Here is a 24,387-nt window from a genome sequence, read left to right as displayed (position 1 = left end):
ATAACTGAAACGTGTTCTACTATCCGCCACGTGGCTTCAGTGACCGCCGGAATCGGCTCCATAGGGATCACCAGTGAGCACCGCGACCTCGCCGAGGCGGTCAGGGGGTGGCTGGCGCGGGCCGTGCCGCCGTCCGCCGTACGCGCCGCGCTGGACGCCGAGCAGGAGGAACGCCCAGCGTTCTGGGGCGATCTGGCGAAGCAGGGACTGCTCTACGGAGACGAGCTCTCCGAGGCGGACGACGGCGGTGACGACGGCGACAGCGGCGACGACGCCCACCTCGGCGGCCTGCTGCCCCTGGCGGTGACGCTGGAGGAGACCGGCCGCGCCGCGACGCCCGGGCCCCTGCTGCCGACCGTCACCGCCGCGGTGTTCCTGCACGCCGCGGGCGGCCCCGGCACCGCCGACATCCTCGCGGCGCTCGCCGACGGCAGCGCCACCGCCGCCCTCGCGCTCCATCCGGGCACCATCGCCGCCGAGCCCATCGAAGGCGGATACCTGCTCGCCGGAGAGGTAGAACCGGTTATCGGCGCGGCGCTCGCCGACTGGCTGCTGCTGACCGCCCGCCGCTCCGACGGCTCCGAGATCCAGGCGCTCGTCCCCGCCGCCGACCTGGCCATCAGCCCTCTGATCTCCCTGGACCGGACCCGGCGGGTGGCGAAGGTCAGCGTCGGCCGCGTCTTCGTGCCCCGCACCCAGGTGATCGTCGGCGCCACCGCGCTGCTCGACCGGATCGCCGCGCTCCTGGCGTCCGCCGAAGCGGTCGGCATCGCCGACTGGTGCACGCGCACCGCTGCCGAGTACGCGAAGGTCCGCGTCCAGTTCGGCAAGCCGATCGGCCAGTTCCAAGGCGTCAAGCATCGCTGTGCCGCCATGGTCGCTCGCATGGAACAGGCGCGCAGCGCGGTCTGGGACGCCGCCTACGTCGCCGGGTCCGGAGCCGGGGTGGCTGCCGAGGACGCGGAGGTGCCGATCGCCATCGCCGCGGCGCTCGCTTTGGACGCCGCGGTGGAATGCGCGAAGGACTGTGTCCAGGTGCTCGGCGGGATCGGCTTCACCTGGGAACACGACGCGCACGTCTACCTTCGCCGAGCCCTGAGCCTGCGGCAGATCCACGGTCCGACCAGCCGCTGGCGTGCCCGCGTCGCCGACCTCACGGCCGCCGGCCGCCGCCGGGAGCTCCAGGTCGAACTCCCCGAGGAGGCCGACGCCTACCGGGAAGCGGCCCGTGAGGCCTTCGCGGGAGTCAAAGACCTGACTCCGCCCGAGCAGCGCAAGGCACTCGCCGCCACCGGCTACGCCGCTCCCTACCTCACCAAGCCCTACGGCCTCTCGGCCGGGCCGGTCGAGCAGATCGTCATCGCGCAGGAGATGGCGGCCGCCAAGGTGCGGCTGCCCGACATCATCATCGGCAACTGGGTGGTCCCGACACTGGTCAAGTACGGCACCGACGCGCAGCGCGAGCGCTTCGTGATGCCGACCCTGCGCGGCGAGGTCATCTGGTGCCAGCTTTTCAGCGAGCCCGGCGCCGGGTCCGACCTCGCCGCGCTGACCACTCGGGCCACGCGCGTCGAGGGCGGCTGGCGGCTGGACGGCCAGAAGGTGTGGACGTCGGTCGCGAACTTCGCGCAGTGGGCGATCTGCATCGCGCGGACGAGCCCTGACAAGCCCAAGCACGAGGGCATCACGTACTTCCTGGTCGACATGAAGTCCTCCGGCGTGGACGTCCGGCCGCTGCGGGAGATCACCGGCGCGTCGATGTTCAACGAGGTGTTCCTCGACGGCGTGTTCGTGCCCGACGAGCTGGTGGTCGGCGAGGTGGACGGCGGCTGGCCGCTGGCGCGCAACACCCTCGGGAACGAGCGGGTGTCGCTGGCCTCCGGGCCGGTCCTCGGCGGTTCGCTGGAAGGGCTGCTCAGCTCGGTGGCCTCGCGCGAGGCGATCGATCCGGTGGTGGCGCAGCGGCTCGGCGAGCTGGTCTGCCAGGGGCAGTCCGCGGCGCTGCTGGGCTTGCGGACCACGCTGCGCCAGCTGTCCGGGATGGAGCAGGGGCCCGAGGCGAGCATCAGAAAGCTGATCTCGATGAAGCTCGCGCAGGACGTGGCCGAGCTCGGGCTGGACCTGCTCGGCGGGGCGGGCGCGACCGAGGAGGCGGGGTCGGCCGCCGGGTGGACGCAGGCGTTCCTGTCCAGCCGCTGCCTGACCATCGCCGGCGGGACCACCGAGGTGCAGCTGAACGTGATCGGGGAGCGGATCCTCGGGCTGCCCCGCGACTAGCGCGTGTCTTGGAACCAGCGCTGAACTGTAGGAATCCGGACTCTGACACAAGGGATGCGGCAGTGAACAAGGTCTACGTCGTCGGCGTCGGCATGACGAAGTTCGAGAAGCCCGAGACGCGCCAGTGGCGGTACTTCGACATGGCGCGCGAAGCCGGCACCGCGGCACTGGAGGATGCCGGCGTGCGCTACGAGCAGGTCGAGCAGGTGGCCGCCGGCTACGTCTTCGGCCCCTCGACCTGCGGCCAGCGCGCCGCCTACGAGCTGGGGCTGACCGGCGTGCCGGTCTACAACGTCAACAACAACTGCGCCACCGGCTCGACCGCGCTGATGATGGCCGCGCAGTGGGTCCGCGGCGGCCTCAACGAGTGCGTGCTGGCCCTGGGTTTCGAGCAGATGAAGAAGGGCGCCCTCGGCGGCGGCATGAACAACGACGACTTCGCCGCCTCCCCGCTGGCCCGCCACTACACGCTGATGGCCGAGCTGCACTCCTTCGAGGCCACCCCGCCGACGGCGCAGATCTTCGGCGGCGCCGCGCGCGAGCACATGGAGAAGTACGGCACCACCGCCGAGCAGCTGGCGATGGTCGCCGCCAAGAACCACCGCCACTCGGTCCACAACCCCAACGCCCAGTTCCAGGACGAGTACTCGGTCCAGGACATCCTGGACTCCCGCGAGATCCACCGCCCGCTGACCAAGCTCCAGTGCTCGCCGACCTCCGACGGCGCCGGCGCGGCGGTGGTGGCGAGCGAGCGCTTCGTGGACGAGCACGGCCTGGCCGATCAGGCCATCGAGATCGTCGCCCAGGCGATGGCCACCGACACCGCGGAAGCATTCGACACCCGGACCTGCATCGACGTCGTCGGCCGCCCGATGAGCCGCGACGCGGCCCGCAAGGTGTACGACGCCGCGGGCCTGGGACCGGAGGACCTCGACGTGATCGAGCTCCACGACTGCTTCTCGATCAACGAGCTGATCACCTACGAGGCCCTCGGCCTGTGCGGCGAGGGCGAAGGCGGCAAACTGGTCCAGGACGGCGCCACGACCTACGGCGGCCGCTGGGTCGTGAACCCCTCCGGCGGCCTGATCTCGAAGGGCCACCCCCTGGGTGCGACGGGACTGGCGCAGTGCGCCGAGATCTCCTGGCACCTGCGGGGGCTGGCCGGACCACGGCAGGTCGAAGGCGCGCGGGTCGGGCTGGCGCACAACATCGGGCTCGGCGGGGCCGCGGTGGTGACGTTGCTGCGGAAAGCCTGAGGCGGTTGATGGCGGCCTAAGACCCTAAGGCCGCCATCAGTTTCTGATCCGTCTCGCCCAGCACCATCGCCACCGCCCCGAGCGCGCAGGCCTGCGGCCCCAGCGCGCCGACCTGGATCGTCATCGCGTCCCCGGCCAGGGGCAGTGAAGCCGCTGCCGCGGCCTCGCGCAGGGGGCCCATCAGCAGCTCGCCGGCGGCGGACAGGGCGCCGCCGATGATCACGCTCTGCGGGTTCAGGATGTTGCCGAGCATGCCCACCGCGCGGCCGGCCATCGTGCCGGCGTCCGACAGGGCCCTGATGCAGCCGCGGTCGCCCTGCCAGGCCATGGTGATGACGTTGCGTAGGGTGAGGCGGTCGCCGTAGGCGGGTTCCAGGGCGCGCATCACCACCGGCAGGCCGACGAAGGTCTCCAGGCAGCCGCGGTTGCCGCAGCGGCACAGGGGTCCGGTGGCGTCCACCACCAGGTGGCCGATCTCGCCGGCGCCGCCGTTCACGCCGCGGGCCAGTCGGCCGTTGGAGACGAACGCTCCGCCGACGCCGCCGTGCAGCTTCATGTAGACGAACTCGTCGCACCCCCGGGCCGCGCCCCAGCGGCGTTCGGCCAGGGCGCCCAGGCGGGTGTCGCCGTCGGCCAGGACCGGGAGGTTCAGGCGGGCGCCCAGTTCGGCGGCGATGGGGATGCCGGCCCAGCGGGAGGGCATGCCGGAGCTGGGGACGCCGCGGTCGGTGTCGAAGGGCCCCGGCACGCTCACCCCCACGCCCAGGATCCGGCTGGGGTCGGTGCCGGCCTCGTCGATGGCGGTGCGGACCAGGTCCGCCGCGGTGTCGAAGCCCTGGGCCGGGTCGTAGCCGACCGGGAGGCGGACCGACTTGGCGATGCGGACGGCGTGCGCGACGTTGGCGATGATCACGTGGACGTGGCGGTAGCCGAAGTCGACGCCGATCGCCTCGCCGCTGGCCGGGTTGAGCATCACCGCGGCCCCGGGGCGGCCGGCGCCGCCGCCGGCCGGGGCGAGTTTCGCGTCCAGCTCCACCACCAGGTCGTCGGCGACCAGGGCGGCGATGATGCCGGAGACCGTGGAGCGGGACAGTCCGACCGAGCGGGCTATGTCGGCGCGGCTCATGGTCCCGCGCTCGCGCAGCAGCCGTACGACGGCCAGTCGGCTGCGCTCGGCACGGGACTCCGTGGGTGGCGTCCTCATGACAGCGAGGATGCTGCGATGGGGCGCCATTAGTCAAGGATCAAACAAATACAGGGGTTGAAGCCCCGGTTAGTTCGGTCGAATTTGTTCGACCATCACAGAATCGCAACACGCTTGACGCCTTCATTTCGTCACCTTTACGTTTCCGGCATCGCCGCCCCACTTCGCAAGACGACAGTTCCCTCACTCGAGTTGACGAAAGAAGGCTGATCATGGGCGCTCGCTCCCACCGGTCCGTCACGGTTGTCATGGCCGTCGGACTGGCCTCCGGCCTGGCACTGGCCGGCTGCTCCTCCAGCTCCTCCAAGCCCTCGGCGGCCGGTTCGACCTCGTCGGCCTCCTCCTCGGCGGGCTCCTCGTCGTCCTCCTCGGCGGCCGGCGGCGCCGCGTCCGGCCCCGCGCTGCCGGACCTTTCCGGCAAGTCGATCCAGGTGCTCGCCGAGTGGTCCGGGCAGGAGCAGCAGGACTTCCAGAAGGTGATCGACGCCTTCACGGCCAAGACCCACGCCAAGGTCAGCTACCAGGGCGCCGGCGACCAGACGCCGACCGTCCTGCGCAGCAAGCTGGCCGGCGGCGGCGCCCCCGACGTGGCGCTGCTGGCCCAGCCCGGCGCGATCGCGGAGTTCGCCAAGGCCGGGCAGATCAAGCCGCTGGCCGCGAACGTGCTCTCGGAGATCGACGCGAACTACGACCCGAGCTGGAAGACGCTCGGCACGGTCAACGGCCAGGTCTACTCGATCATGTTCAAGGCCGCGAACAAGTCGACGTTCTGGTACAACACCGCGCAGTTCTCGCAGGCCGGCATCACCCCGCCGAAGACCTGGGCCGACTTCCTGAAGGACTGCCAGACGCTCTCCGACGCCGGCATCACCCCGGTCTCGGTCGGCGGCGCGGACGGCTGGACGCTCACCGACTGGTTCGAGAACGTCTACCTGTCCGAGGCGGGCCCGGACAACTACGACAAGCTCGCGCACCACCAGATCCCCTGGACCGACCCCTCGGTCATCCAGGCGCTGACCACGCTGAAGCAGCTGTTCGGCAACGACCAGTTCATGGCCGGCGGCAAGTCCGGGGCGCTCCAGACCTCGTTCAACGACTCGGTCACCCAGACCTTCAAGAGCCCGCCGAAGGCCGCCATGGTTTACGAGGGCGACTTCTCCGGCTCGGTCATCACCTCGACGACCCAGGCCAAGCTCGGCACCGACGCCAAGTTCTTCGCCTTCCCGGCGGCCGGCTCGCTGACCGACTTCGTCGTCGGCGGCGGCGACGCCGCGCTGGCCACCAACGACAACCCGGCGACGATGGCGTTCATCCAGTTCCTGGCCTCGCCGGAGGCGGCCGAGGCGTGGGCGTCGGCCGGCGGCTTCGTCTCGCCGAACAAGAGCGTGCCGATGTCGTCCTACCCCGACGACACCACCCGCGCCGAGGCGCAGATGCTGGTCAGCGCCGGCAGCGGCTTCCGGTTCGACATGTCCGACCAGGCCCCGGTCGGCTTCGGCGGCACCAAGGGCGCCGGGGAGTGGAAGGACCTGCAGGACTTCCTGAGCAACGGCGACATCAACGGCACCGCCGCGCAGCTGGAGAAGGACGCGGCGAAGGAGACCTGGCAGTAGCCATGGACGAGCCCCTGTCCGCGGTGCCCGCCGCCGGGTCCATCCCGGCGGCGGGACCGCCTTCCCCCAGCGCCCCCGGCCCCGGGCCCGGGTCGCACCCGCATCCGCATCCGCTGGCCGAACACGGTCGCAGTCCCCTGCGAATACCTGTCCGGGTCCGGGCCGGCTTCCTGATCCCGGCCGCGGTCATCCTGGCGGCCATCATCATCTGGCCGGCGATCGACTCGGTCTGGCTCAGCCTGCACAACGCCGACGGCTCCAAGTGGGTGGGGCTGCACAACTACCACACCCTGTTCACGGACTCGGCGACGCTGACCGCGTTGAAGAACAACGTCATCTGGGTCGTCTGCGCGCCGACCGTGGCCTGCGCGCTGGGCCTGATGTTCGCGCTGATGGCCGAGAAGATCCGCTGGTCCACCGCGTTCAAGGCGGTCATCTTCATGCCGATGGCCATCTCCTTCCTGGCCGCCGGCGTCATCTTCGAGCTGGTCTACCAGCAGGACCCGCACCAGGGCGTGGCCAACGCGGTGGCCGTCGGGGTGCACGACACCTTCGCGCCCTCGTCGAAGTACCCCGGCGCGCGGCCCCGTCCGGTCACCGCCAAGCCCGGCACGGCCGGATCGTTCACCTCGGTGCAGACCTTCCAGGCCGGCTCGGTCGCGCAGCTGCCGCTGGTCGGCATCCAGGCGGCGAACCTGCCCGGCAAGGCGGCGCAGGCCGCGGCCCCGAGCGCGGCCCCGGCCGCGGACCAGATCGAGGGCACGGTCTGGCTGGACATCATCTACGGCGGCGGGGGCACGCCGAACCACCTGGACGCCGGCAAGAAGGGCATGCCGGGGATCTCGGTCAAGGCGATCGACGCCGCGACCGGCAAGAGCGCCGGATCGGCCTCGGCGCACAACGACGGCACGTTCACCATCAAGGGGCTGAAACCCGGTGATAGCTACAGACTAGAACTGCCAGGCGGCAACTTCGCTCAGCCGTACCGGGGCATCCAATGGCTCGGACCGTCTCTGGTGACACCGGCGATCATCGCCTCCTATCTGTGGATCTGGGCCGGCTTCGCGATGGTGCTGATCGCCGCCGGGCTCGCCTCGATCCCGCGTGAGCTGCAAGAGGCCGCGCGCGTGGACGGGGCCAATGACAGACAGGTGTTCTGGCGCATCACCGTGCCGCTGCTGGCGCCGGTGCTGCTGGTGGTGATGGTCACCCAGATCATCAATGTCCTGAAGGTCTTCGACCTGGTGTACGTCATCGCCCCCGGATCCACGCTGCCGAATGCGAACGTGCTGGCCGTGCAGATGTGGAACGTCTCGTTCGGCGGCGGCGCGGACCAGGGCCTGGGCAGCGCGATCGGGGTGTTCCTGTACGTGCTGGTGCTGCCGGCCATGTACTTCAACATCCGCCGCCTGCGCAACGAACGGAAGGAGGGCGGGCGATGAGTGTCACGCGTCCTGTCGCAGTGCCCGGCCACGTCCCGGTCGGCACCCGCGTCGCCAAGCGGCTCAGCGGCGGCGCGATCTACCTGATCGTGCTGGCGGTCGGCGTCGTCTGGCTGATCCCGACGCTCGGGCTGTTCATCAGCTCGCTGCGCAAGGCCTCCGACATCAGCGACAGCGGCTGGTGGACGGTCTTCTCGCACCCGGCGCAGCTCACCTTCAAGGACTACACCACCCTGTTCGCCAACCACGGCATCATCCAGTCGCTGTGGAACACGGTCCTGATCACCGTGCCGGCCACCGCCCTGGTGGTGTTCCTCGGCGCGCTCGCGGCCTACGCCTTCGCCTGGATCGACTTCCGGGGCCGGGACTGGCTGTTCGTGGTGGTGGTCGGCCTGATGGTGGTGCCGATCCAGGTGGCGCTGCTGCCGGTGGCCTCGCTGTACCGCAACCTGCACATCTTCGGCACGATCCTGGGCGTGGTCCTGTTCCACGTCGGCTTCGGCCTGCCGTTCGCCATCTACCTCCTGCGCAACTTCTTCGCGGCGATCCCGCGCGAGCTGCTGGAGGCCACCCGGATGGAGGGCGGCAGCGAATGGACGATCTTCCGCAAGGTGATCGTCCCGCTGGGCCTGCCGGCCATCGCCTCGCTGGCCATCTTCCAGTTCCTGTGGGTCTGGAACGACCTGCTGGTGGCGCTGGTCTTCTCCAACGCGAAGACGCAGCCGCTGACCGTGGCGCTGCAGTCCAACATGCGCCAGTTCGGCAGCAACATCGACATCCTGGCGCCCGGCGCCTTCCTGTCGCTGTCCGTGCCCCTCGTGGTCTTCTTCGCTTTCCAGAGATACTTCGTCCAAGGACTCATGGCCGGCTCGGTCAAGGGCTAGCAGCGAACCAGGCTGACCAGGCCGGAACCACAGCGACGAACGAAGGCAGGAGAGCGCACGACCGTGGCGGACGTCCGTTTCCTCGGCGCCACGAGGGTGTTCCACGGGGCGTGGCGGCCCGCCGTCGACGGCGTCAGCATCGACGTCCGAGACGGCGAGCTCCTCGTCCTGACCGGCCCCTCCGGCAGCGGCAAGAGCACCCTGCTGCGCATGCTGGCGGGGCTGGAGCCGATGGACCGGGGCACGGTGCTGATCGGCGGCAAGGACGTCGGCCGCACCGCCCCGGACAAGCGCGGCGTCTCGATGATCTTCCAGGGCTTCGCCCTGTTCCCGAACCAGACCATCCGGGAGAACATCGCGCTGCCGCTGACCATGCGCAAGAGCTCGGTGAAGTCCGCGGCGGCCCGGGTCCAGCAGGTCGCGGAGCTCTGCGGCGTCGCGGACCACCTGAACAGCAAGCCCGACGCGGTGGGCTACGACGTGCGCCAGCGCACCACGATGGCGCGGGCGATCGTCCGCCGTCCGGACGTGGTCTGCCTGGACGAGCCGCTCGCGGGCTCCGGCGTCCCGCTGATGATGCGCGGGCGCTCGCCGATCGCGGCCCTGCAGCGCGAGCTGGGCATCACCACGCTGTACGCGACGTGCAGCTCGGTCGACGCCTGGTCGATCGCGGACCGGATCGCCGTCCTGGACACCGGCCGGGTCCAGCAGGTCGGCACCCCGGCGGAGGTCTTCAGCAAGCCGGCCACCATCGCGGTGGCGCAGTTCCTCGGCGAGCCGGGCATGAACCTGGCGACCGCGATCGCCGCCGACGGCGTGGCACGCCTCGGCGGACTGGCCGTCGCGCTCACCTCAACGCAAACCTCAGCTTTGACCGGCAACCGGGTGGTGATCGGCGTCCGCCCGGAGGACCTGTCGATCGGCGCCGAGGCCGAGGGCATCCGCGCGACCGCCGTGCTGGTGCGCGACACCGGCCGCGACTACCTGGTGACGGCGCGGACCATGGTCGACGGCGAGGAGAGCGACCTGGTGGTGCGGCACACGAACGGTCCGGTGCCGGCGAAGGGGGAGAGCGTGGTGCTCGGCGTGCGGGCCGGGGCGGCGCTGCATTTGTTCGACGCCGGGAGCGGGGCGCGGCTGCCGGATTGAGGCGCTGGTGCCGCGTATGAGGCCCCTGCCTTGATCACCGTTCGGTAACACCCGCAACGACCCGCGGGCCCTTCCCCGTCCTAACCCGCATGACCGCACCCCGCCTCCTGCTCCGCCGGGCCGTGCACCAGCGCGCCATGCTCGCTGCCGCTGTGGCGGTGCTCCTGCCGGCGCTGGTGCTGGTCACCCTCATCGGGATGCACGCTTCGGCGGTGCGCGCCGCGTCGGTGCGCACCGCGCTCAAGGCGATGGCGCCGGATACGCGGACGGTCCGCGTGGTCTACGGATCCGGGACACAGTGGGAGGCGACGCCCGATCAGCGCGCCGCCTTCTTCGCGCAGCTGCGTCAGCACGTCGCCGCCGCGTTCGCCGGCGTCGGTTCGGAAGTGGACACCACGGTGGTGTCAGGGCCCTACGTTCTCCTCAACTCCAGCATCTCCAGCACCGACGCCGTCGCGTTCTGGTCCAGCGGAGCTCTGAAGGACAAGGCGCGGCTGCTTCAGGGGACGTGGCCGACCGCCGCACCCACGACCGCGAATACGGCCGCCACGACAGCCTTCTCGGCCGTCGTCTCCGAGTCGGCCCTCACTCTCCATCACTGGCACGTCGGCGACACCGTGGCCACCCGGTCCGGCTGGGACTCCTCCAGCGCCCTCACCTTCCGCATCACCGGCGTCTACCAGCCTGTGGATCCCGCCGACCGCTTCTGGCTGCACGACGGCGACGAGGCGCCGGTCCTGGTCGACGCGTCCGTCACCGCGCGGCCCGACATCCTGCTGACGCAGGCCGCCGTCTCGGCGACGCCCGATCCCGCGGGCTTCCCGGCCGGCCGGCTGCCGCTGTTCGCCGCCCAGCTCGCCGCCTTCGACGCGTGGGTGCCGAGCACCTCCTCGCCGGACGGCGACTTCACCGCCGCCCTGAACGACCAGCTGGCGCCGCGCATGGCCGCGCTGGTCGGGGTGACGGCGGTCAGCGTGCGCCTGGAGTGGCTGGTGGCCGCCGAGCTGGGGGTGCTGTCCGCGGCCGCGCTGGCGCAGATCGCGCGGGCCCTGGCCGACCGCCGCCACGCCATGGACGGCCTGCTGCGCGCCCGGGGTTCCTCCGTCCGCGAGCTGGGCCGCGTGCAGATCGGCGAAGGGCTCGCACTCGCGCTGCCCTGCGCCGCGCTGGCGCCGTGGGCGGCGCGGTGGCTGGAGCAGCGCATCGGCGCGGCGTGGGCGCACGGGGACTCCGGTGTCGCAGGGGTCGTGGACGGTGCCGACCACATCGAGACCGCGCAATGGGTGGTCGCGCTGATCGGCGCGGTCTTGGCCGCGGTCCTGCTCGGCGCGGTCGGCACCCGCTCCGCGCTCGGATACAGCACCGTCGCCCGGGTCCGCCGCCGGTCCACGCTGCGCACCGCCTTGCAGCGCGCGACCATCGATCTGGCGGTCCTGGCCTTCGGCCTGGCCGCCCTCTGGGAGCTGTTCCAGGCCGGCGACGACACGGCGCGCACCGGCGCGCTGCCCTGGCCGCAGGTGGTGGCGCCCGCGGTGCTGCTGTTCGCCGGGGCGCTGATCGTCCTGCGGCTCCTGCCGTTCGCGGCGGCGCCGGCCGGCCGGTTCGCCGCGCACGGCAAGGGCACGCTCGCGGCGTTGGTCGGCTGGCGTCTGGGCCGGGCCGCCCGCACCCAGGCCCTGCCGATGGCGCTCCTGGTGCTCGCTGTCGCCATCGGCGTGCAGGCCGGCGTCCTGCTCTCCTCGGCCGCCCGCTCGGACGCCGACCAGGCCGGTTTCGCGGTCGGAGCGCAGGTGCGCGTCGCGGGCCTGGTGTCCACCGGGCCCGAGACCGTCCACGCGCTCGCGGCCACGCCCGGCACCGGCGCCGGCTTCGTCGCCCTGCGCGCGCCCTACCGCATGGTCCGTGCCGACCAGGCCGCGACGTCCCAGGGGCTCGACGAGACCACGCCGACGGCCGCCGTGATCGGCCTGGATCCGGCCCGCTCCAACGGAGTCCTCGACCTCCGTCAAGATCTGGCCGGCGGGAGGAGCTGGCCGAATGTTAGTGCCCTGCTGGCCAAGGACGGCTGGGACGCGCACGGCGCTGTCGCGATCCCGCTGCCCGGCGCGCCGAGCCGCCTGAGCGCCGACCTCGCCTACAGCCCGAAAGCGAACAGCACCTGTGATCCGGGCCCTCTGAAGGTCACCGCACAGTTCACCGACGCCTACGGCTACCCCGGCGAAGCGGTTCTCGGCACCATCGACACTCCCGACAATGCAACGCACACGCTGACCGGAACACTCGTCGACAGCGGCAAGAACATCGCCTACCCGATCAGCATCAGTGCCCTGTCAGAGGCGTCGACGGCTCCGGCCTGTCCCATCGGCACGCTGAAAGTCGCCGGACTCCGCGCCGACGAGAACCCGGTGACCATCCCCGCCGGCATGGCGTTCACCGCACCGGCCGTCGCCTCCGTGGTCTCCGATTCCACCGCCCCGGCGAAGCCCGGTACCGCATCGGCTCCGGTCCAGGTCCTACAGCTCACCAAGGCCGGGAACAGCGGGAGCAACGGGAACAGCGGGAACGGCGGCCCCCTGATCGTCCCGGCGATCGCCACCCAGCACCTGCTGGCCGCCCTGGACAAGCACGTCGGCGACACCTTCGCCACCGGCGCCTTCTCCCAGCCGGTGACCCTGCGCTTCGTGGCCGCGATCGCCGCCGCGCCCGGATCCGGGGCCGACGGCCAGGACGCGCTCATCGTCCCGATCGGCCTGCTGGACCGCGAGGCGGAGCGGGCCTCGGCCGGCCCGGGGGCCGCCGGGCAGCAGCTCGCACCGCTGACCGGCGAATGGTGGGCCGACACCGGCGGCGGGACCGATGCCTCGGACCTCGCCGGCCGCTATCGCAATACCCTGACCGCTGCCCACCTCTCCCAGCCCGCGACGGTCGACGACCGCGCCACCGAGGAGAAGGCGCTGCGCGACTACCCGTTCGCGGCGGGCTTCAGCCTGACCCTGAAACTCGGCACGCTGGCCGCGCTCGCCTTCGTCCTGCTCGGTCTGGCCCTGCACACCGTCTCCACGCTGCGCGAGCGGGCCCGGGAACTCGCGGTGCTGGCCGCGCTCGGGCTGACCCGCCGCCGCGCGGCCGTCCTGCTGCTGGCCGAACAGGCCGGCGTCGCGCTGCTCGGCGCCCTGGCCGGCCTCGGCCTGGGCGCCCTGGCCCTGCGATCGGAGTTCAAGCTGATGGTGTTCACGCCCTCCGGGGCACCGCCGATCCCGCCGCCGGTCCGGGTCTACGACTGGCCCGCGCTCGGCCTGGCCGGGGCCGTGGCTGCGGTGTTCGGCGCGGTGGCGATCCTGGTCGCTTTTGCGTTCAGCGTGCGCGCCTCGATGCGTGCGGAGGTGGGCTGATGCACCGGCCGCGGTGGTGGGGCGAGGCGGCGCGGGTGCGCGGAACGCTGGTCCTGCTCGCGCTGTTCGCCGGGGCGACGGCGGCCACCGCCGCCGCGGTCCCGTACCAGATCAGCCGCTCGGACCGGGCGATCGTCGACGACGCCGTCGGCGGGGCGGGCAGCCTGGACCGGGACGTGACCCTGACCGCGCCCAGCGATCAGCAGTACAGCAACGCCTTCATGGAGTCCGTGGCGGCCGCGTCGCGGGCCGCCATGCCGCCGCAGTTGTCGGGGCTGGTGAGCGCCACCGATATCAGTGTCGTGAGCTCCGGCGAGTTCCCGATCATGCATCTGGCGGGGCCGAAGGGCATGCCCGTGCACCTCCAGGGCGCCGCGCTGCCCGGCTACGAGAGCCGCGTCCGCTTCGTCCAGGGCGTTGCCCCGTCTGCCCAGAGCTCCATCCACGACGTCAACGGCTACCCGCCGCAGGCCACCATCACGACGTCGGCGGCGATCAGCAAGACCGCCGCCGACGCCCTGGGCCTGCACGTCGGGTCGGTGCTGAAGACGGCCGGCAGGTACGCCGGCGGCCGGGAGGACATCACCTACACCATCACCGGGCTCTACGCCGCCGACGATCCCGGCGACGCCGTGTTCTGGCGGTACGCCCCCGACGCCCAAGGCCTGGGCCTGGGCACCATCTGCGGGTACGACGACCCCGTCGAGGGCTACTACGTCAACGATCCTTCGTGCGCCCAGCCCCAGAGCGTCTGGCGGGTGGACCTGCTGCTGCCCTCGGTCGCCGACGTGGACGCCATGAGCCTGGTGCCCGGGACCGGCCGCAGCAGCACGACCATCGAGTTCGCCGTGGATCCGTCGCGGGTCCACGTCTCGGCCCTGGCCGCGCTGTCCGACGCGGTGCACCGCACGATCGTCGGCGGGCAGGGGCTGGCGTTGCAGGACCCCGGCGGCCATCCGTTCCCGGTGGAGGCCAAGACCCGGCTCGACGTCCTCGTCGGGAACGCGCTCTCCGTCGAGCGGCAGGCGCGGATGCTGGACTACGTCGTGCTCGGCGCGACGCTGGCCGGGGCGCTCGCGGCGTCCTTCCTGATGCTGCGGACCGTCGTCACCCGGCGCGCGTCCGAGATCGTGCTGTGCAAAGCGCGCGGAGCGGCGCCGGGACGGCTTGCGCTGCGGTTCGCGGCGCAGTCGGGGCTCGTCGTCGCGTTCGGTGCGGCGGCGGGGGTCCTGGGCGCCACGGTGGCGGGCGTCGCCGCGGCCGGGACCGTCCGCGCTTGGCCGGGCGCGGTGCTGGTGACGCTGGCCGGGGTGGCCTCGGTCTTCGGCCGGGTCGCGGCCCATCCCGATCAGCCCGGTGCGGCGCGCCGCGAGCCGGCCGATGGCGGTGCCGGTGCTGGTCCCGGCGCCGATGCCGCCGCGCGGATCCCCCGGCTGGTCCGCGACATCGCGGTGCCGCTCGGCGCCGCGGCGGCCGTCGGCGTGCTGCGCAGCCGCGGCACGCAGAGTGGATCAGGGTCCTTCGACTGGCTGGCGATCGCGGCTCCGGCGCTGCTGGCGTTCGCCGCGGCGCTGGTGGTGGTGCGCCTGGTCCCCGTGCTGTGGTCGGTGCCGTTCGCGGTCGCCAGGCGGCGGCGCGGGGCGCTGTCGTTCGTCGCGGCCGCGCTGGCCGGCCGGCGGGTCCGCGTGCTGGCCGCGCCGCTGGCCGGTCTGGTCGTGGCCACGGCGGCCGCGACCTTCGCCGCGCGCCTGGATTCCGCGGTGACCCAGGGCGTGCGGGACGACGCGCTGTACGCGGTCGGCGCCGGCGCCCGGGTCGAGGCGATCCCCGATCCCTCGGCGATCGCGCTGAACGGCGGCGCCACGGTGTCCCTGCCCGCCGGGTTCGCCGCCAAGGCCGCCGCTGTCCCGGGGGCGGGGCAGGTGCTGACCGCGTTCGTGGGCGCGGCGGGGATCTCGGGCGTGGCCTCGGCGCCGGCGAACGTCGCGGTCCTGGCGGCCGACTCCGGCGGACTGCGGGCCCTGACCCGGCGCGCCGCGAGCGAGTCCGGAGGGCGGTCCGGCCAGGTGCCCGCCGACTGGCCGATGCGGCCCAGCCGGCCCGGCACGGTGACCGCGCTTGTCTCGCCGGGCCTGGCGGGCCTGGTCGGGACGCACGCCACGCTGGCGCTGCCCGCCGAGACCGTCGAGGTGGACTTCGTGGCCGCCGCCGACCTGCCGACCGCCTCGGTGATCGCCGGTGAATACGGGCCCGGATACGTGGTGCTGCCCGCCGATCAGATGGGCGCCAAGGCAGTGAAGCCGGACGCGGTCTGGGTGACGGGGCATCCTGATATCAAAGCCCTGCGTGCGTTGCCGGGGGTCCAGTCCTATTTCCCGTCCGGCTCCTACGCGCAGGCCTCCGCCGCAGGTTACGCGGACGGCCGCACCACCGCCGCCCACGCCGTGCTGCGCATGGCCGAGCTGCTGTCGGTCGGTTTCGGTCTGCTGTGCCTGGCGCAGACGATGGCGGGAAGTCGTTCTGCGGCTCGTGACAGTGCTCTGCTACTTCGAGTCCTAGGTCTTTCCGAAAGCGGGGGGCGGCTGCTCGGTCCCGCTACTACGCTGCCGCTGTTGGCCCTGGCGACAGCCGGCGGCCTGGCGATGGGAGCGTCGTTCGCGCCGCTGCTTGGTGCCCAGGTTCCGGGCGTGCCGAGGGACGGGTGGCTGGTACCCGTCATCGGCGTGGTCGCCGTCTGCACTGTCGGCGGGGTCGTGCTGGAAGCCGCGCTGCGGCGCCGAGAGCGGGCCTCGGTGCGTTTGCGCGCAGCCGAGTTCGAATGACGGGCCGTCGGGGGGAAGGAGTTGGCGATGATTTTCTTGTGAAGGGGAACTCTGCGATGAGCGCCGTCCGCTAGCGGCGGTGCGAGTCCCGGCGCCGGTGCCCCTCAGGCCGGCGCCGGGACCGGAGGGCCCGTGCGGACCGCCGTCAGACCTCGTCGGCGAGCATCCCCGGCAACTGGTCCAGGGCGGTCAGGTAGAAGTCCGTCTTGGCCACCAGATCCGGGTGGTCGCCGTAAACCGTGCCCCACGGACCGCGGCGGATGAAGGCGGTGCGCAGTCCCGCGCCCCAGGCCGGACGCAGGTCGTTGTCGAGGCGGTCGCCGACGTACAGGACGCGGCCGGCGTCGACGAGGGCGCCGCGGCCCTCGGCCCGCGAGACCTCGTCACAGACCTCGACGACCTTGGCGAAGAACGCCGGGTCGGGCTTCTCCAGACCGCCCCACATGCCGGAGGTGGTCACCAGGTGCACCGGCAGGCCGAGCGACTCCAGGATGTGGTGCGAGGCCGTGGTCTGGTTGGCGGCTATCAGGACCAGATAGCCGGCTTCCTTCAGGGCGGCCAGGGTGGGGCGCGCGTCGGGGTACAGATCGCGCTCCCCGTAGCCCTCGGGCCGTCCGGCGACGGTCCGCGCCCGGCGCTCGGCCTCCAGATCGAAGCCCGGCCGGAAGTACTCGAAGGCCTCCAGGTGCGAGCGCCCCGAGGCGATGACCGCCCCGAAGACGGCCGAGAAGGTGTGGCGCGGGACGCCCAGCCAGTCGGCCCAGTTGTGGTACTCGATGCTCTCGTCCACGAGCGTCTCCCCGACGTCGAAGACGACCGCGTCTATGGTGCGTGACTTGCCCGGGATGTGCATGCTCTGGGTTCCTCTCACGGGACGCTGCGACAGCGTCAGACAGCTCCCCATTCCAAGCAGTGCCCGAGGGACGGCGATGGCAGTGACGATCGCGATTGTAGGGAAGAGTTCTCTGGAACGAGGTATCGCCATCGGAAACTCATGCCAACGGGTTACGGCGTGGGGGTGGCGTGAACGGGACGGCCGGGACGAACGCCGTCGTCACGCCCCGCGCTACACCGCCCCGACGCGCTCCGCGGCGGCGGCCATCGCCGCCTCCGGAATCCGGTCCAGAGCCCGGTCCAGGGCCAGCGCGGCCCAGATCACGCCGAGGTGCGTGAAGGCCTGCGGGTAGTTGCCCAGCTGCTCGCCGCGCGGTGTCAGCTCCTCGGCGAACAGGCCGGTGGGGCCGGCGTGCCCGAGGAAGACCTCGAACAGTTTCTGCGCCTGCTCGACTGCGCCGCTCTGGGCGAGCGCCACGAAGTACAGGACCGTGCACAAGTCGAAGCTCGCCTCCTCGCCTTCGAGGCCGTCGCTGTACTCGGCCAGGCTGTAGCGGTGGCACAGGCCGTCGTGGACCAGGCCGCGTTCGATCGCGGACAGGGTGGCGGCCCAGCGCTCGTCCTCCGGGGCGAGGAAGCCCACGACCGGCATGAACAGGATCGAGGCGTCCAGGGCGGTGTCGCCGTAGCTCTGGACGTAGGCGCGCTGCTGCTCGTCCCAGCCCTTGTCGCGGATCTCGGAGGCGATCGAGTGCGCCATCACGGCCCACATGCCGGCGTTCTCGTGGGTCGGGGCGATGCGCAGGCCGTGCTCGAAGGCGGTCCAGCACATCAGGCGGCTGTAGGTGAAGTCGCGGCGTCCGCCCCGGGTCTCCCAGATGCCCTCGTCGGGCCGGGCCCAGTTCTCCACCAGCCAGTCCAGGAGCCCGGCGACCGCCGCCTTGCCCTCGGGGCTGTGCAGGTGCTCGGTGTCGGACAGGGAGTAGAGGAACTCGCCGTAGACGTCGAGCTGGAGCTGCTCGGCCGCGCCGTTGCCGATGCGCACCGGCGCCGAGCGGCGGTAGCCCTCCCAGTGCGGCAGCTCCTCCTCGACCAGGTCCGAGGTGCCGTCGACGCGGTACATGATGTCCAGCGGCTCGCCCAGCGGGTTCGGGCCCTCGGCCAGGCGGTCGGTGACCCAGCGGGCGAAGGCCTCGGCCTCCTGGTGGAAGCCCAGATCGGACAGCGCGCGGGCGCTGAAGGAGCCGTCGCGGATCCAGGTGTAGCGGTAGTCCCAGTTGCGGGGGCCGCCGACCTCCTCCGGCAGGGCCGTGGTGGCCGCCGCGAGGAACGCGCCGGTGGGCGCGTATGTCAGAAGCTTGAGGGTGATCGCCGAGCGGTGCACGGCGTCCGTCCAGCGGCCCCGGTACGTGCTCTGCGACAGCCAGCCGTGCCAGAAGATGAGCGCCTCCTCCAGGGCGCGCTCGACCTCGGCGGCGACGTCGGGCTGCCAGCCCGGGGCCTCGGCGAGATCGGCGGCCAGGATGAAGGCCGCGGCCTCGCCGGCCCCCAGCAGCACCTCGGCGGTCGCGCTGCCGGTCTCGGGGTCCAGGGCCAGGGGAGCGGTCGAGAACAGCGTGACCGCGCTGTCCGGTCCGGAGAAGGCCACCGCCGTGCCGCCGCCGTGCTGCACCAGCCGGGCGAGGTCGGCGGTCGAGCGGCCGTAGTCGAAGCGCGGCCGGCAGTCCACGGAGAACTGGACGTCGCCGGCCACCGCGCGCACGATCCGGTAGATGACCGTCGCACCGGGCGCCGCCGCGGTGCGGGCCTCCTGCGGCACCATGAAGTCGACGATCTCGCCGACGCCGCCCTCGGCGGTCTCGAAGCGCGTCACCAGCACCGCGCTGCGCGGCACGTAGGACTGGCGCGAGGACGCCCCCTTGACCCGGATCCGGAACGCCCCGCCCCGCTCGTGGTCCAGCACCGCGCCGAACACGCTCGGCGCGTCGAACCGCCCCGGACAGAACCAATCCACGGTGCCGTCACCGGCCACGAGGGCACAAGTGCGCAGGTCACCGATTAGTCCGTGATCGTCGATCGCGGGGTAGGGGTGCGTGCTCGAGCTCATGCGCAGACCTTACATTCCCGGGCGCCCCGTTCTGGACCATTCCGGGGCGCCCATGAATGTGCCCGTGAATGCGCCCATGAGCGCGCCCCGGAGTGCGTCCTCGACCGGGCTCTTCTCAGTGCGCCAGCGCGCTGCCGGCGACCCAGTCGGACCAGCTCAGGTTCCAGTCCCCGAAGCCGTTGTCGGCACGCACCGTGTCCTTGGAGTTCACGACAGTGACCGGATCGCCGGGGATCACCTGGTTGAAGAACCACTCCGCGTCGGAGGTCGACATGCCGATGCAGCCGTGGCTGCCGTTGACGTTGCCGAACTTGCCGGCGTTCCACGGCGCGGCGTGCACGAAGGTCCCCGAGGGCGTCAGCCGTACGTCCCAGTACACGTTCGGGATGTCATAGGCGTTCACGCCGAAGATGCCCACGGTGTCGGAGTTCATGCTGATGTCCTGGTCCTTCTCCAGGACCACCATCGTGCCGTTCCAGGTCTCGAAGCCGGGCTTGCCGGAGCTGGTGAGCAGCGTCGTGGTCTTGCCGCCGGTGGTCACCGTCATCCGGTGGGTCCTGGCGTCCATGGTGGCCACCAGCGAGCGCCCGATGGTGAAGGTGACGTCCCGGTCCTGCTTGCCGTACAGGCCGCCGCTCTTCACGCCGTCCAGGCGCATGTGCAGCGTCACCTTGGTCCCCGGCGCCCAGTACTGCTGCGGGCGGAAGTCCACGCGCTGCGAGCCGAACCAGTGCCAGGAGCCGGTCACCGGCGGGTCGGAGGTCACCGTCAGCTGCTTCTCGACCGCGGCCTTGTCCGGGATCGGCTTGTCGAACGTTATGGACACCGGCTGCGCGATGCCGTAGGTCGTGCCCGGGTCCGGGGTGTACGTGCCCGCATAGGTGTCGCCCGGCGTGCCGGTGGTGAACTGCGACGTCGCCGTCTGCTGCTTCCCGTCGTCGCCCATGGCGACCGCCGTCACCTTGTAGGTGTGCCCGATGCCGACCGGGTCCGCCGACGTCCAGGACGCGCCCGAGGGGTCCAGCGTGCCGTCCACCGCGCTGCCGCCGGACAGCTGCGCGGTGACCGACGTCAGCTTCCCGTTCGCAACACTCACCGCGATCGGCGAGGAGGGGTCCACATCGGAGGCGTTCGCGGCGGGTTTGATCACCACGAGGGCCGGGGAGGTGTCCGCCGAGGCCGAGCTCGACGGGGTGCTCGGCGCAGAGCTCTGCGACGTGCCACCGGGCGAAGACCCAGTTGAAGAGGACGAAGACCCCACGGCGACCGGGGCCACAGCCGCCGACTTCGGTGAGTTCCCGCCCCCGCCACAAGCGGCGGTCAGGCCGATGACGGCCATCGCGACGGCGAGCTTGTGCACTCTGCGCATAATCGCCTCCCGTGCTCGATCGTATAACTGGCTGGTACCAATGGCACCGCAGCCTGATGGTGAACCGTTAGATTTTTCTTAACCAGAGCAAAGGCAGCAGGAGCAGGCACAGCCGACTGCCTGTCGGGCACGATCCAAAGGGGGGCTCCTGGATGACGACAGCCAGCGCACAAGCGCAGACCCAGGTATTGGCCGCGCAGAAGGCGGCGGTACCGGCCGCACGGGCAGGTTCGACGAAACCGCCTGGGCTGCGCACGGACCGCAGACTGGTCCGGCTGCGTGCCGCGCTGGCCGCCGGCGCGCTCCTGTTCGGCGTGGTGGGGATCATCGGGACGCAGGTCCGTGCCGACGGGGCCGACGACACCAAGTCGCACAGCGGAGTCCTGATCCAGCAGGCCGAGCAGCTCTACCACAGCCTGTCGGACGCCGACGCCACCTCCACCACCATCTACCTGCACGTCGGCGAGGCGCCGCCGGACCTGCTGGCCACGTACAACTCCGACCTGCAGAAGGCCCAGGCGGCGCTGCTGGCGGCCACCAACGAGGCCGGCGACGACACCGCCGCCAAGGACGCGCTCGGCGCGGTCGCCTCGCAGCTGCCGCAGTACGTGAAGCTGAACGCCACCGCGGCGGCGAACAACCTGCTCGGCTACCCGGTCGGCTTCCGCTACCTGACTCAGGCCTCGAGCCTGATGCAGGGCACGATCTTGCCGGCGGCGCAGAAGCTGACCGACACCGAGGCGAAGAACCTGGCCTCCGCGGAGAACACGGCCAAGCAGTTCCCGTGGCTGATGATCGCCGTCGGCGTGGTGCTGCTGATCGTGCTGCTGGTGGTACAGGTCCGGGAGTCGCGGCGGACGAACCGGGCGTTCAACGTGGGGCTGCTGGGCGCCACGGCCGGGCTCGTGCTGTCGCTGGTCTGGGCCGGGGCCGACATGACCGTCCAGAACAGCCATGAGGACGCCGCCGCCAAGCGCGGTTCGAACCAGGTCAGCGCGCTGGCCACGGCCCGCATCCTGTCCCTGCAGGCGCGCACCGACGAGATGCTGACGCTGGTCGGCCGCGGCACCGCGGACGACAAGGAGACCGACTACGCCGGCGTCACCGCGCCGGACGGGGCGCACACCCCGGGCACCGAGGAGCTGCTGGTCCAGGAGCTGCAGAACGCCGGCGAGCTGGCCACCGACGACAGCGGCAAGAACCTGGCCCGGGCCGCGGCCACGGACGAGGCCGCCTGGCACAAGCAGCACCAGGACCTGCGCGCCTTCGACCAGCAGAACCAGTACGAGAAGGCGGTCGACTCGGCGCTGGGCCAGCACGACTTCGCCGCCCCGCAGGCCAGCGCGGCCAAGTCGTTCACCGCGCTGCAGTCCGACCTGGACCAGGCCATCAAGCACGCCGAGGCCTCCTTCACCTCCGAGGCCTCCGACGGCGCCGGGGCGCTGGCCGGACTTCAGATCGGGCTCGGGGTGCTGGCTCTGCTGATGGCCGCCGCGGCGGCCCAGGGCCTGGGCCGCCGGATCGCGGAATACCACTGAGGGGGCGGGGATGACCACCATGGACAGCAGGCAGCACAAGCACATCAGGACACGGATCTTGGGCGCCGTGGCGCTCGTGGCGGCGGTCGGGCTCACCGCGGCGTGCAGCGCCGCCGAGAACAAGGGTGCCTCTTCCGGTGCCATCGAGCCCCGAGCGGGCCAGGGCATCGGCCCGGGCGCCCTGCCCAACGCGCCGAAGGCGCCGCCGACGAAGTGCGGGCCGGAGGCCACCTCCGCGGCCTGGAACGGCTCGCTGCCGGGGCCCAACGACCCGGTGACGCCCGGCGGCACGCTGGACAAGATCCGCAAGCGCGGCTTCCTGATCGCCGGCATCGACCTGAACACCGAGCTGTTCGGCTACGACCCGCAGCACGACAACAACCCGCAGGGGTTCGACGTCGACATCGCCCGGGCCATGGCGCGCGCCATCTTCGGCTCCGACGGCCACATCCAGTTCCGCGTGGTCACCCTGGCCGACCCCAAGACCGGCGAGTACGCGCAGCTGCACTCCGGCAACGTGGACCTGGTGGTGCAGACCACGACGATCACCTGCGCGCGGATGGAGGGGGCGCAGCGCATGAGCTTCTCCAACCCCTACTACACCGCCGAGCTGAAGCTGCTGATGGCGCGCGGCGACGACGGCAAGCCGCGCAGCACGTCCCTGGCCCAGCTGAAGGGCACGGACACCAAGGTCTGCGCGACGCTGAACTCCACCCCGGTCGCCGAGATCAAGAAGACCCTCGGCGACGCGGCGGCCTTCCAAGTACCCAACGCCCTGGACTGCCTCGCAGACTTGCAACAAGACGAGGTCGGCGCGGTCTACACCGACGACGCCCTTCTGCGTGGCATGGAGAGCCAGGACCCGCACGTCGCGATCACCACCGCGCCGGCCGGGGAGTCCCAGCCCTACGGCATCGTCACCAACTACACCAGCCCCGCGAACGACCTCACGCCGTTCGTCAACACCGCCCTGGCGAACCTGATCCAGGACACCGGTCCGAACGGCTGGCGCTCACTGTTTGCAACTGATTTGCATTCACAGCCCGCATCCCTTCCGGAGATCCCCGCGCAGTACCCTCTGGGTGGCTGAGTTGGGCCCCTGCCCTGCCTCCGGCCGAAAGGTCCGCAGGGCCTGGGCCGCAGGTGGGGTAGGGATGGGACGGGCAAGGGATTCCAGGCAGACGGGCACGGGGGGAGCAAGAGCACGGCCGTGACGACCATGTGGACCCGGCAGGCGATCGACGCCGCGATCGACCGCCGCGCCCAGGAGCGCTCGGGGGTTTCGGCGGGTCTGCTGGAACTGGACGACCACCCGGGCCGGCGGCTGCTGGACGGCGCGCAGCTGTCCGGCGCCACCGCCCAGGCCTGGTCCCAGGCCTCGGCCGAGCTGGCGGGGCTGTGGACCGTCTTCGAGGCCTACCAGCAGGTGCTCGACCGGGTCGCCGCGATGCGCGGCGGCCCCAAGACGCGGCTGGGGGACCGGGAGCTGGCGGCCATGGCCGACCTGCTCACCGGCCGCTCGGTGGCGCTGCCCCGGCAGGCTGTGCCGTTCGAGCGGCGCGGGCTGCTTGACCCCTCCAGCACCCAGGACCTGCTGACCCTGGACGAGGCCGTGGCGTCCATGACCCGGACCTACGACGTGGTCAAGCGGGTCGCGGTCGACGCCGAGAACGCGTGGAACCGGCTGCTGGAGCCGCTGGACGAGCTCCAGGCCCGGGGCCGGGCCGCGCGCGGCACCGCCGACCGGGTCGGACCGGGTTCGGATCCGGTGTTCGACCGGCTGGCCGGGATCGAGGCCCAGACCGCTGACCTGCGGCGGCGCGCGCTGTCCGACCCGCTCGGCATGGTGGCCGGCGGCGGCGCGGGCACCCCGGGATCCGGGACCCCGCCCCACGTCGCCCGGCTGCTCGCCGAGCTGGCCGGGGTGCAGGCCGAGCTGGACCAGGCGCTGGCCGCCCGGACCGAGTTCGACCACCGGCTGGCCGGCGTGCAGGACGTCATAGCGCTGATCGCGGCGGCCGAGGCCGAGGCCGAGCAGGTGCGGGCCGAAGTGCGCCAGAAGATCGCCGCACCCCGGCTGCCGCCGGCCTCGGCGGCCGCGGCGCACCTGCGCGGCAAGGTTGACGAGCTGCGGCGGGAACGTTCCGGGCAGTCCTGGACGTTGCTCGGCCGGAACCTGTCGGCTCTGGAGAAGAACAGCCGCGTGATCCTGGAGAACGCCCAGAAGCGGGTCGGGCAGATCCGGGCGCCGCTGGACCGGCGCGACGAGCTGCGCGGGCTGCTGGAGGCCTACCGGGCGCGCGCCGCCCGGCACGGGATCGCCGAGACCCCGGCCCTGACCGCCGCGCACAGGCTGGCGCGGGACCTGCTGTGGTCCGCGCCGTGCGACCTGGCCGGCGCCGAGGCCGCCGTCCGCCACTACCAGGCCGCCGTGGGGGCGGCGCTGCCGAGCATGTCATAGGTCTGATTACAAAGAGCATCACAGGGGAGAGGGAAAGAC

The 24,387-nt window shown here is 71.9% G+C and carries 15 protein-coding genes; 11 read left to right on the top strand and 4 right to left on the bottom strand.

Translation table 11 applies throughout. From position 1 onward, the window contains the following. The first annotated feature begins 30 nt into the window (after positions 1–30). A complete protein-coding gene (locus ABIA35_RS29430; protein ID WP_370359994.1) occupies positions 31–2,277 on the top strand; it encodes an acyl-CoA dehydrogenase in 2,247 nt (748 codons plus the stop codon). A gap of 62 nt (positions 2,278–2,339) precedes the next feature. After that, positions 2,340–3,533 (top strand): lipid-transfer protein, encoded by a 1,194-nt coding sequence (locus tag ABIA35_RS29425; RefSeq protein WP_370342191.1) that lies wholly within the window; start codon positions 2,340–2,342, stop codon positions 3,531–3,533. Positions 3,534–3,549: 16 nt separating this feature from the next. Here the strand turns inward: ABIA35_RS29425 and ABIA35_RS29420 are convergent, their stop codons facing one another. After that, positions 3,550–4,737, bottom strand: a complete 1,188-nt coding sequence (locus tag ABIA35_RS29420) for an ROK family protein (RefSeq protein ID WP_370342193.1) — start codon at positions 4,735–4,737, stop codon at positions 3,550–3,552. 212 nt (positions 4,738–4,949) lie between these two features. On the opposite strand from ABIA35_RS29420, the gene ABIA35_RS29415 reads away from it, so the two are divergent. From ABIA35_RS29415 to ABIA35_RS29390, 6 genes are all read left to right on the top strand, one after another. Continuing rightward, positions 4,950–6,350, top strand: coding sequence for an ABC transporter substrate-binding protein (locus tag ABIA35_RS29415; protein ID WP_370359993.1), 1,401 nt, complete (start codon positions 4,950–4,952; stop codon positions 6,348–6,350). 2 nt (positions 6,351–6,352) lie between these two features. Further along, the gene (locus ABIA35_RS29410; RefSeq protein WP_370342196.1) at positions 6,353–7,792 is read left to right on the top strand and encodes an ABC transporter permease subunit; all 1,440 of its coding nucleotides are present in this window, start codon (positions 6,353–6,355) and stop codon (positions 7,790–7,792) included. Beyond that, the gene (locus tag ABIA35_RS29405) at positions 7,789–8,676 is read left to right on the top strand and encodes a carbohydrate ABC transporter permease (RefSeq protein ID WP_370342197.1); all 888 of its coding nucleotides are present in this window, start codon (positions 7,789–7,791) and stop codon (positions 8,674–8,676) included. Before ABIA35_RS29410 ends, ABIA35_RS29405 begins: the two co-directional genes overlap by 4 nt. A 63-nt stretch (positions 8,677–8,739) precedes the next feature. Further along, the gene (locus tag ABIA35_RS29400) at positions 8,740–9,825 is read left to right on the top strand and encodes an ABC transporter ATP-binding protein (RefSeq protein ID WP_370342199.1); all 1,086 of its coding nucleotides are present in this window, start codon (positions 8,740–8,742) and stop codon (positions 9,823–9,825) included. An 89-nt stretch (positions 9,826–9,914) separates the two neighbouring features. Beyond that, positions 9,915–13,217 (top strand): FtsX-like permease family protein, encoded by a 3,303-nt coding sequence (locus ABIA35_RS29395; protein WP_370359992.1) that lies wholly within the window; start codon positions 9,915–9,917, stop codon positions 13,215–13,217. Continuing rightward, the gene (locus ABIA35_RS29390) at positions 13,217–16,039 is read left to right on the top strand and encodes a hypothetical protein (RefSeq protein ID WP_370359991.1); all 2,823 of its coding nucleotides are present in this window, start codon (positions 13,217–13,219) and stop codon (positions 16,037–16,039) included. Before ABIA35_RS29395 ends, ABIA35_RS29390 begins: the two co-directional genes overlap by 1 nt. A 145-nt stretch (positions 16,040–16,184) precedes the next feature. Here ABIA35_RS29390 and ABIA35_RS29385 read toward each other — a convergent pair whose 3' ends face one another. From ABIA35_RS29385 to ABIA35_RS29375, 3 genes are all read right to left on the bottom strand, one after another. Continuing rightward, positions 16,185–16,892, bottom strand: coding sequence for an HAD family hydrolase (locus tag ABIA35_RS29385; protein ID WP_370342203.1), 708 nt, complete (start codon positions 16,890–16,892; stop codon positions 16,185–16,187). A 213-nt stretch (positions 16,893–17,105) separates the two neighbouring features. After that, positions 17,106–18,980: a glycoside hydrolase family 15 protein gene (locus ABIA35_RS29380; protein ID WP_370342205.1), complete on the bottom strand. Its 1,875-nt coding sequence runs from the start codon at positions 18,978–18,980 to the stop codon at positions 17,106–17,108. A gap of 115 nt (positions 18,981–19,095) precedes the next feature. Beyond that, positions 19,096–20,349 (bottom strand): Ig-like domain-containing protein, encoded by a 1,254-nt coding sequence (locus ABIA35_RS29375; RefSeq protein ID WP_370359990.1) that lies wholly within the window; start codon positions 20,347–20,349, stop codon positions 19,096–19,098. Positions 20,350–20,501: 152 nt separating this feature from the next. On the opposite strand from ABIA35_RS29375, the gene ABIA35_RS29370 reads away from it, so the two are divergent. From ABIA35_RS29370 to ABIA35_RS29360, 3 genes are all read left to right on the top strand, one after another. Then, positions 20,502–21,887: a hypothetical protein gene (locus tag ABIA35_RS29370; RefSeq protein ID WP_370342207.1), complete on the top strand. Its 1,386-nt coding sequence runs from the start codon at positions 20,502–20,504 to the stop codon at positions 21,885–21,887. A 10-nt stretch (positions 21,888–21,897) separates the two neighbouring features. Further along, on the top strand, positions 21,898–22,977 hold the full coding sequence (locus tag ABIA35_RS29365) for a glutamate ABC transporter substrate-binding protein (protein ID WP_370359989.1): 1,080 nt from the start codon (positions 21,898–21,900) through the stop codon (positions 22,975–22,977). Between the two features lie 120 nt (positions 22,978–23,097). Beyond that, on the top strand, positions 23,098–24,348 hold the full coding sequence (locus ABIA35_RS29360; RefSeq protein ID WP_370342210.1) for a hypothetical protein: 1,251 nt from the start codon (positions 23,098–23,100) through the stop codon (positions 24,346–24,348). Positions 24,349–24,387: the final 39 nt, after the last annotated feature.

This window comes from Catenulispora sp. MAP12-49, from assembly GCF_041262705.1.
In the GTDB taxonomy this organism is placed as follows: Bacteria; Actinomycetota; Actinomycetes; order Streptomycetales; family Catenulisporaceae; genus Catenulispora.
This window is presented reverse-complemented; position numbering and strand designations above follow the sequence as displayed.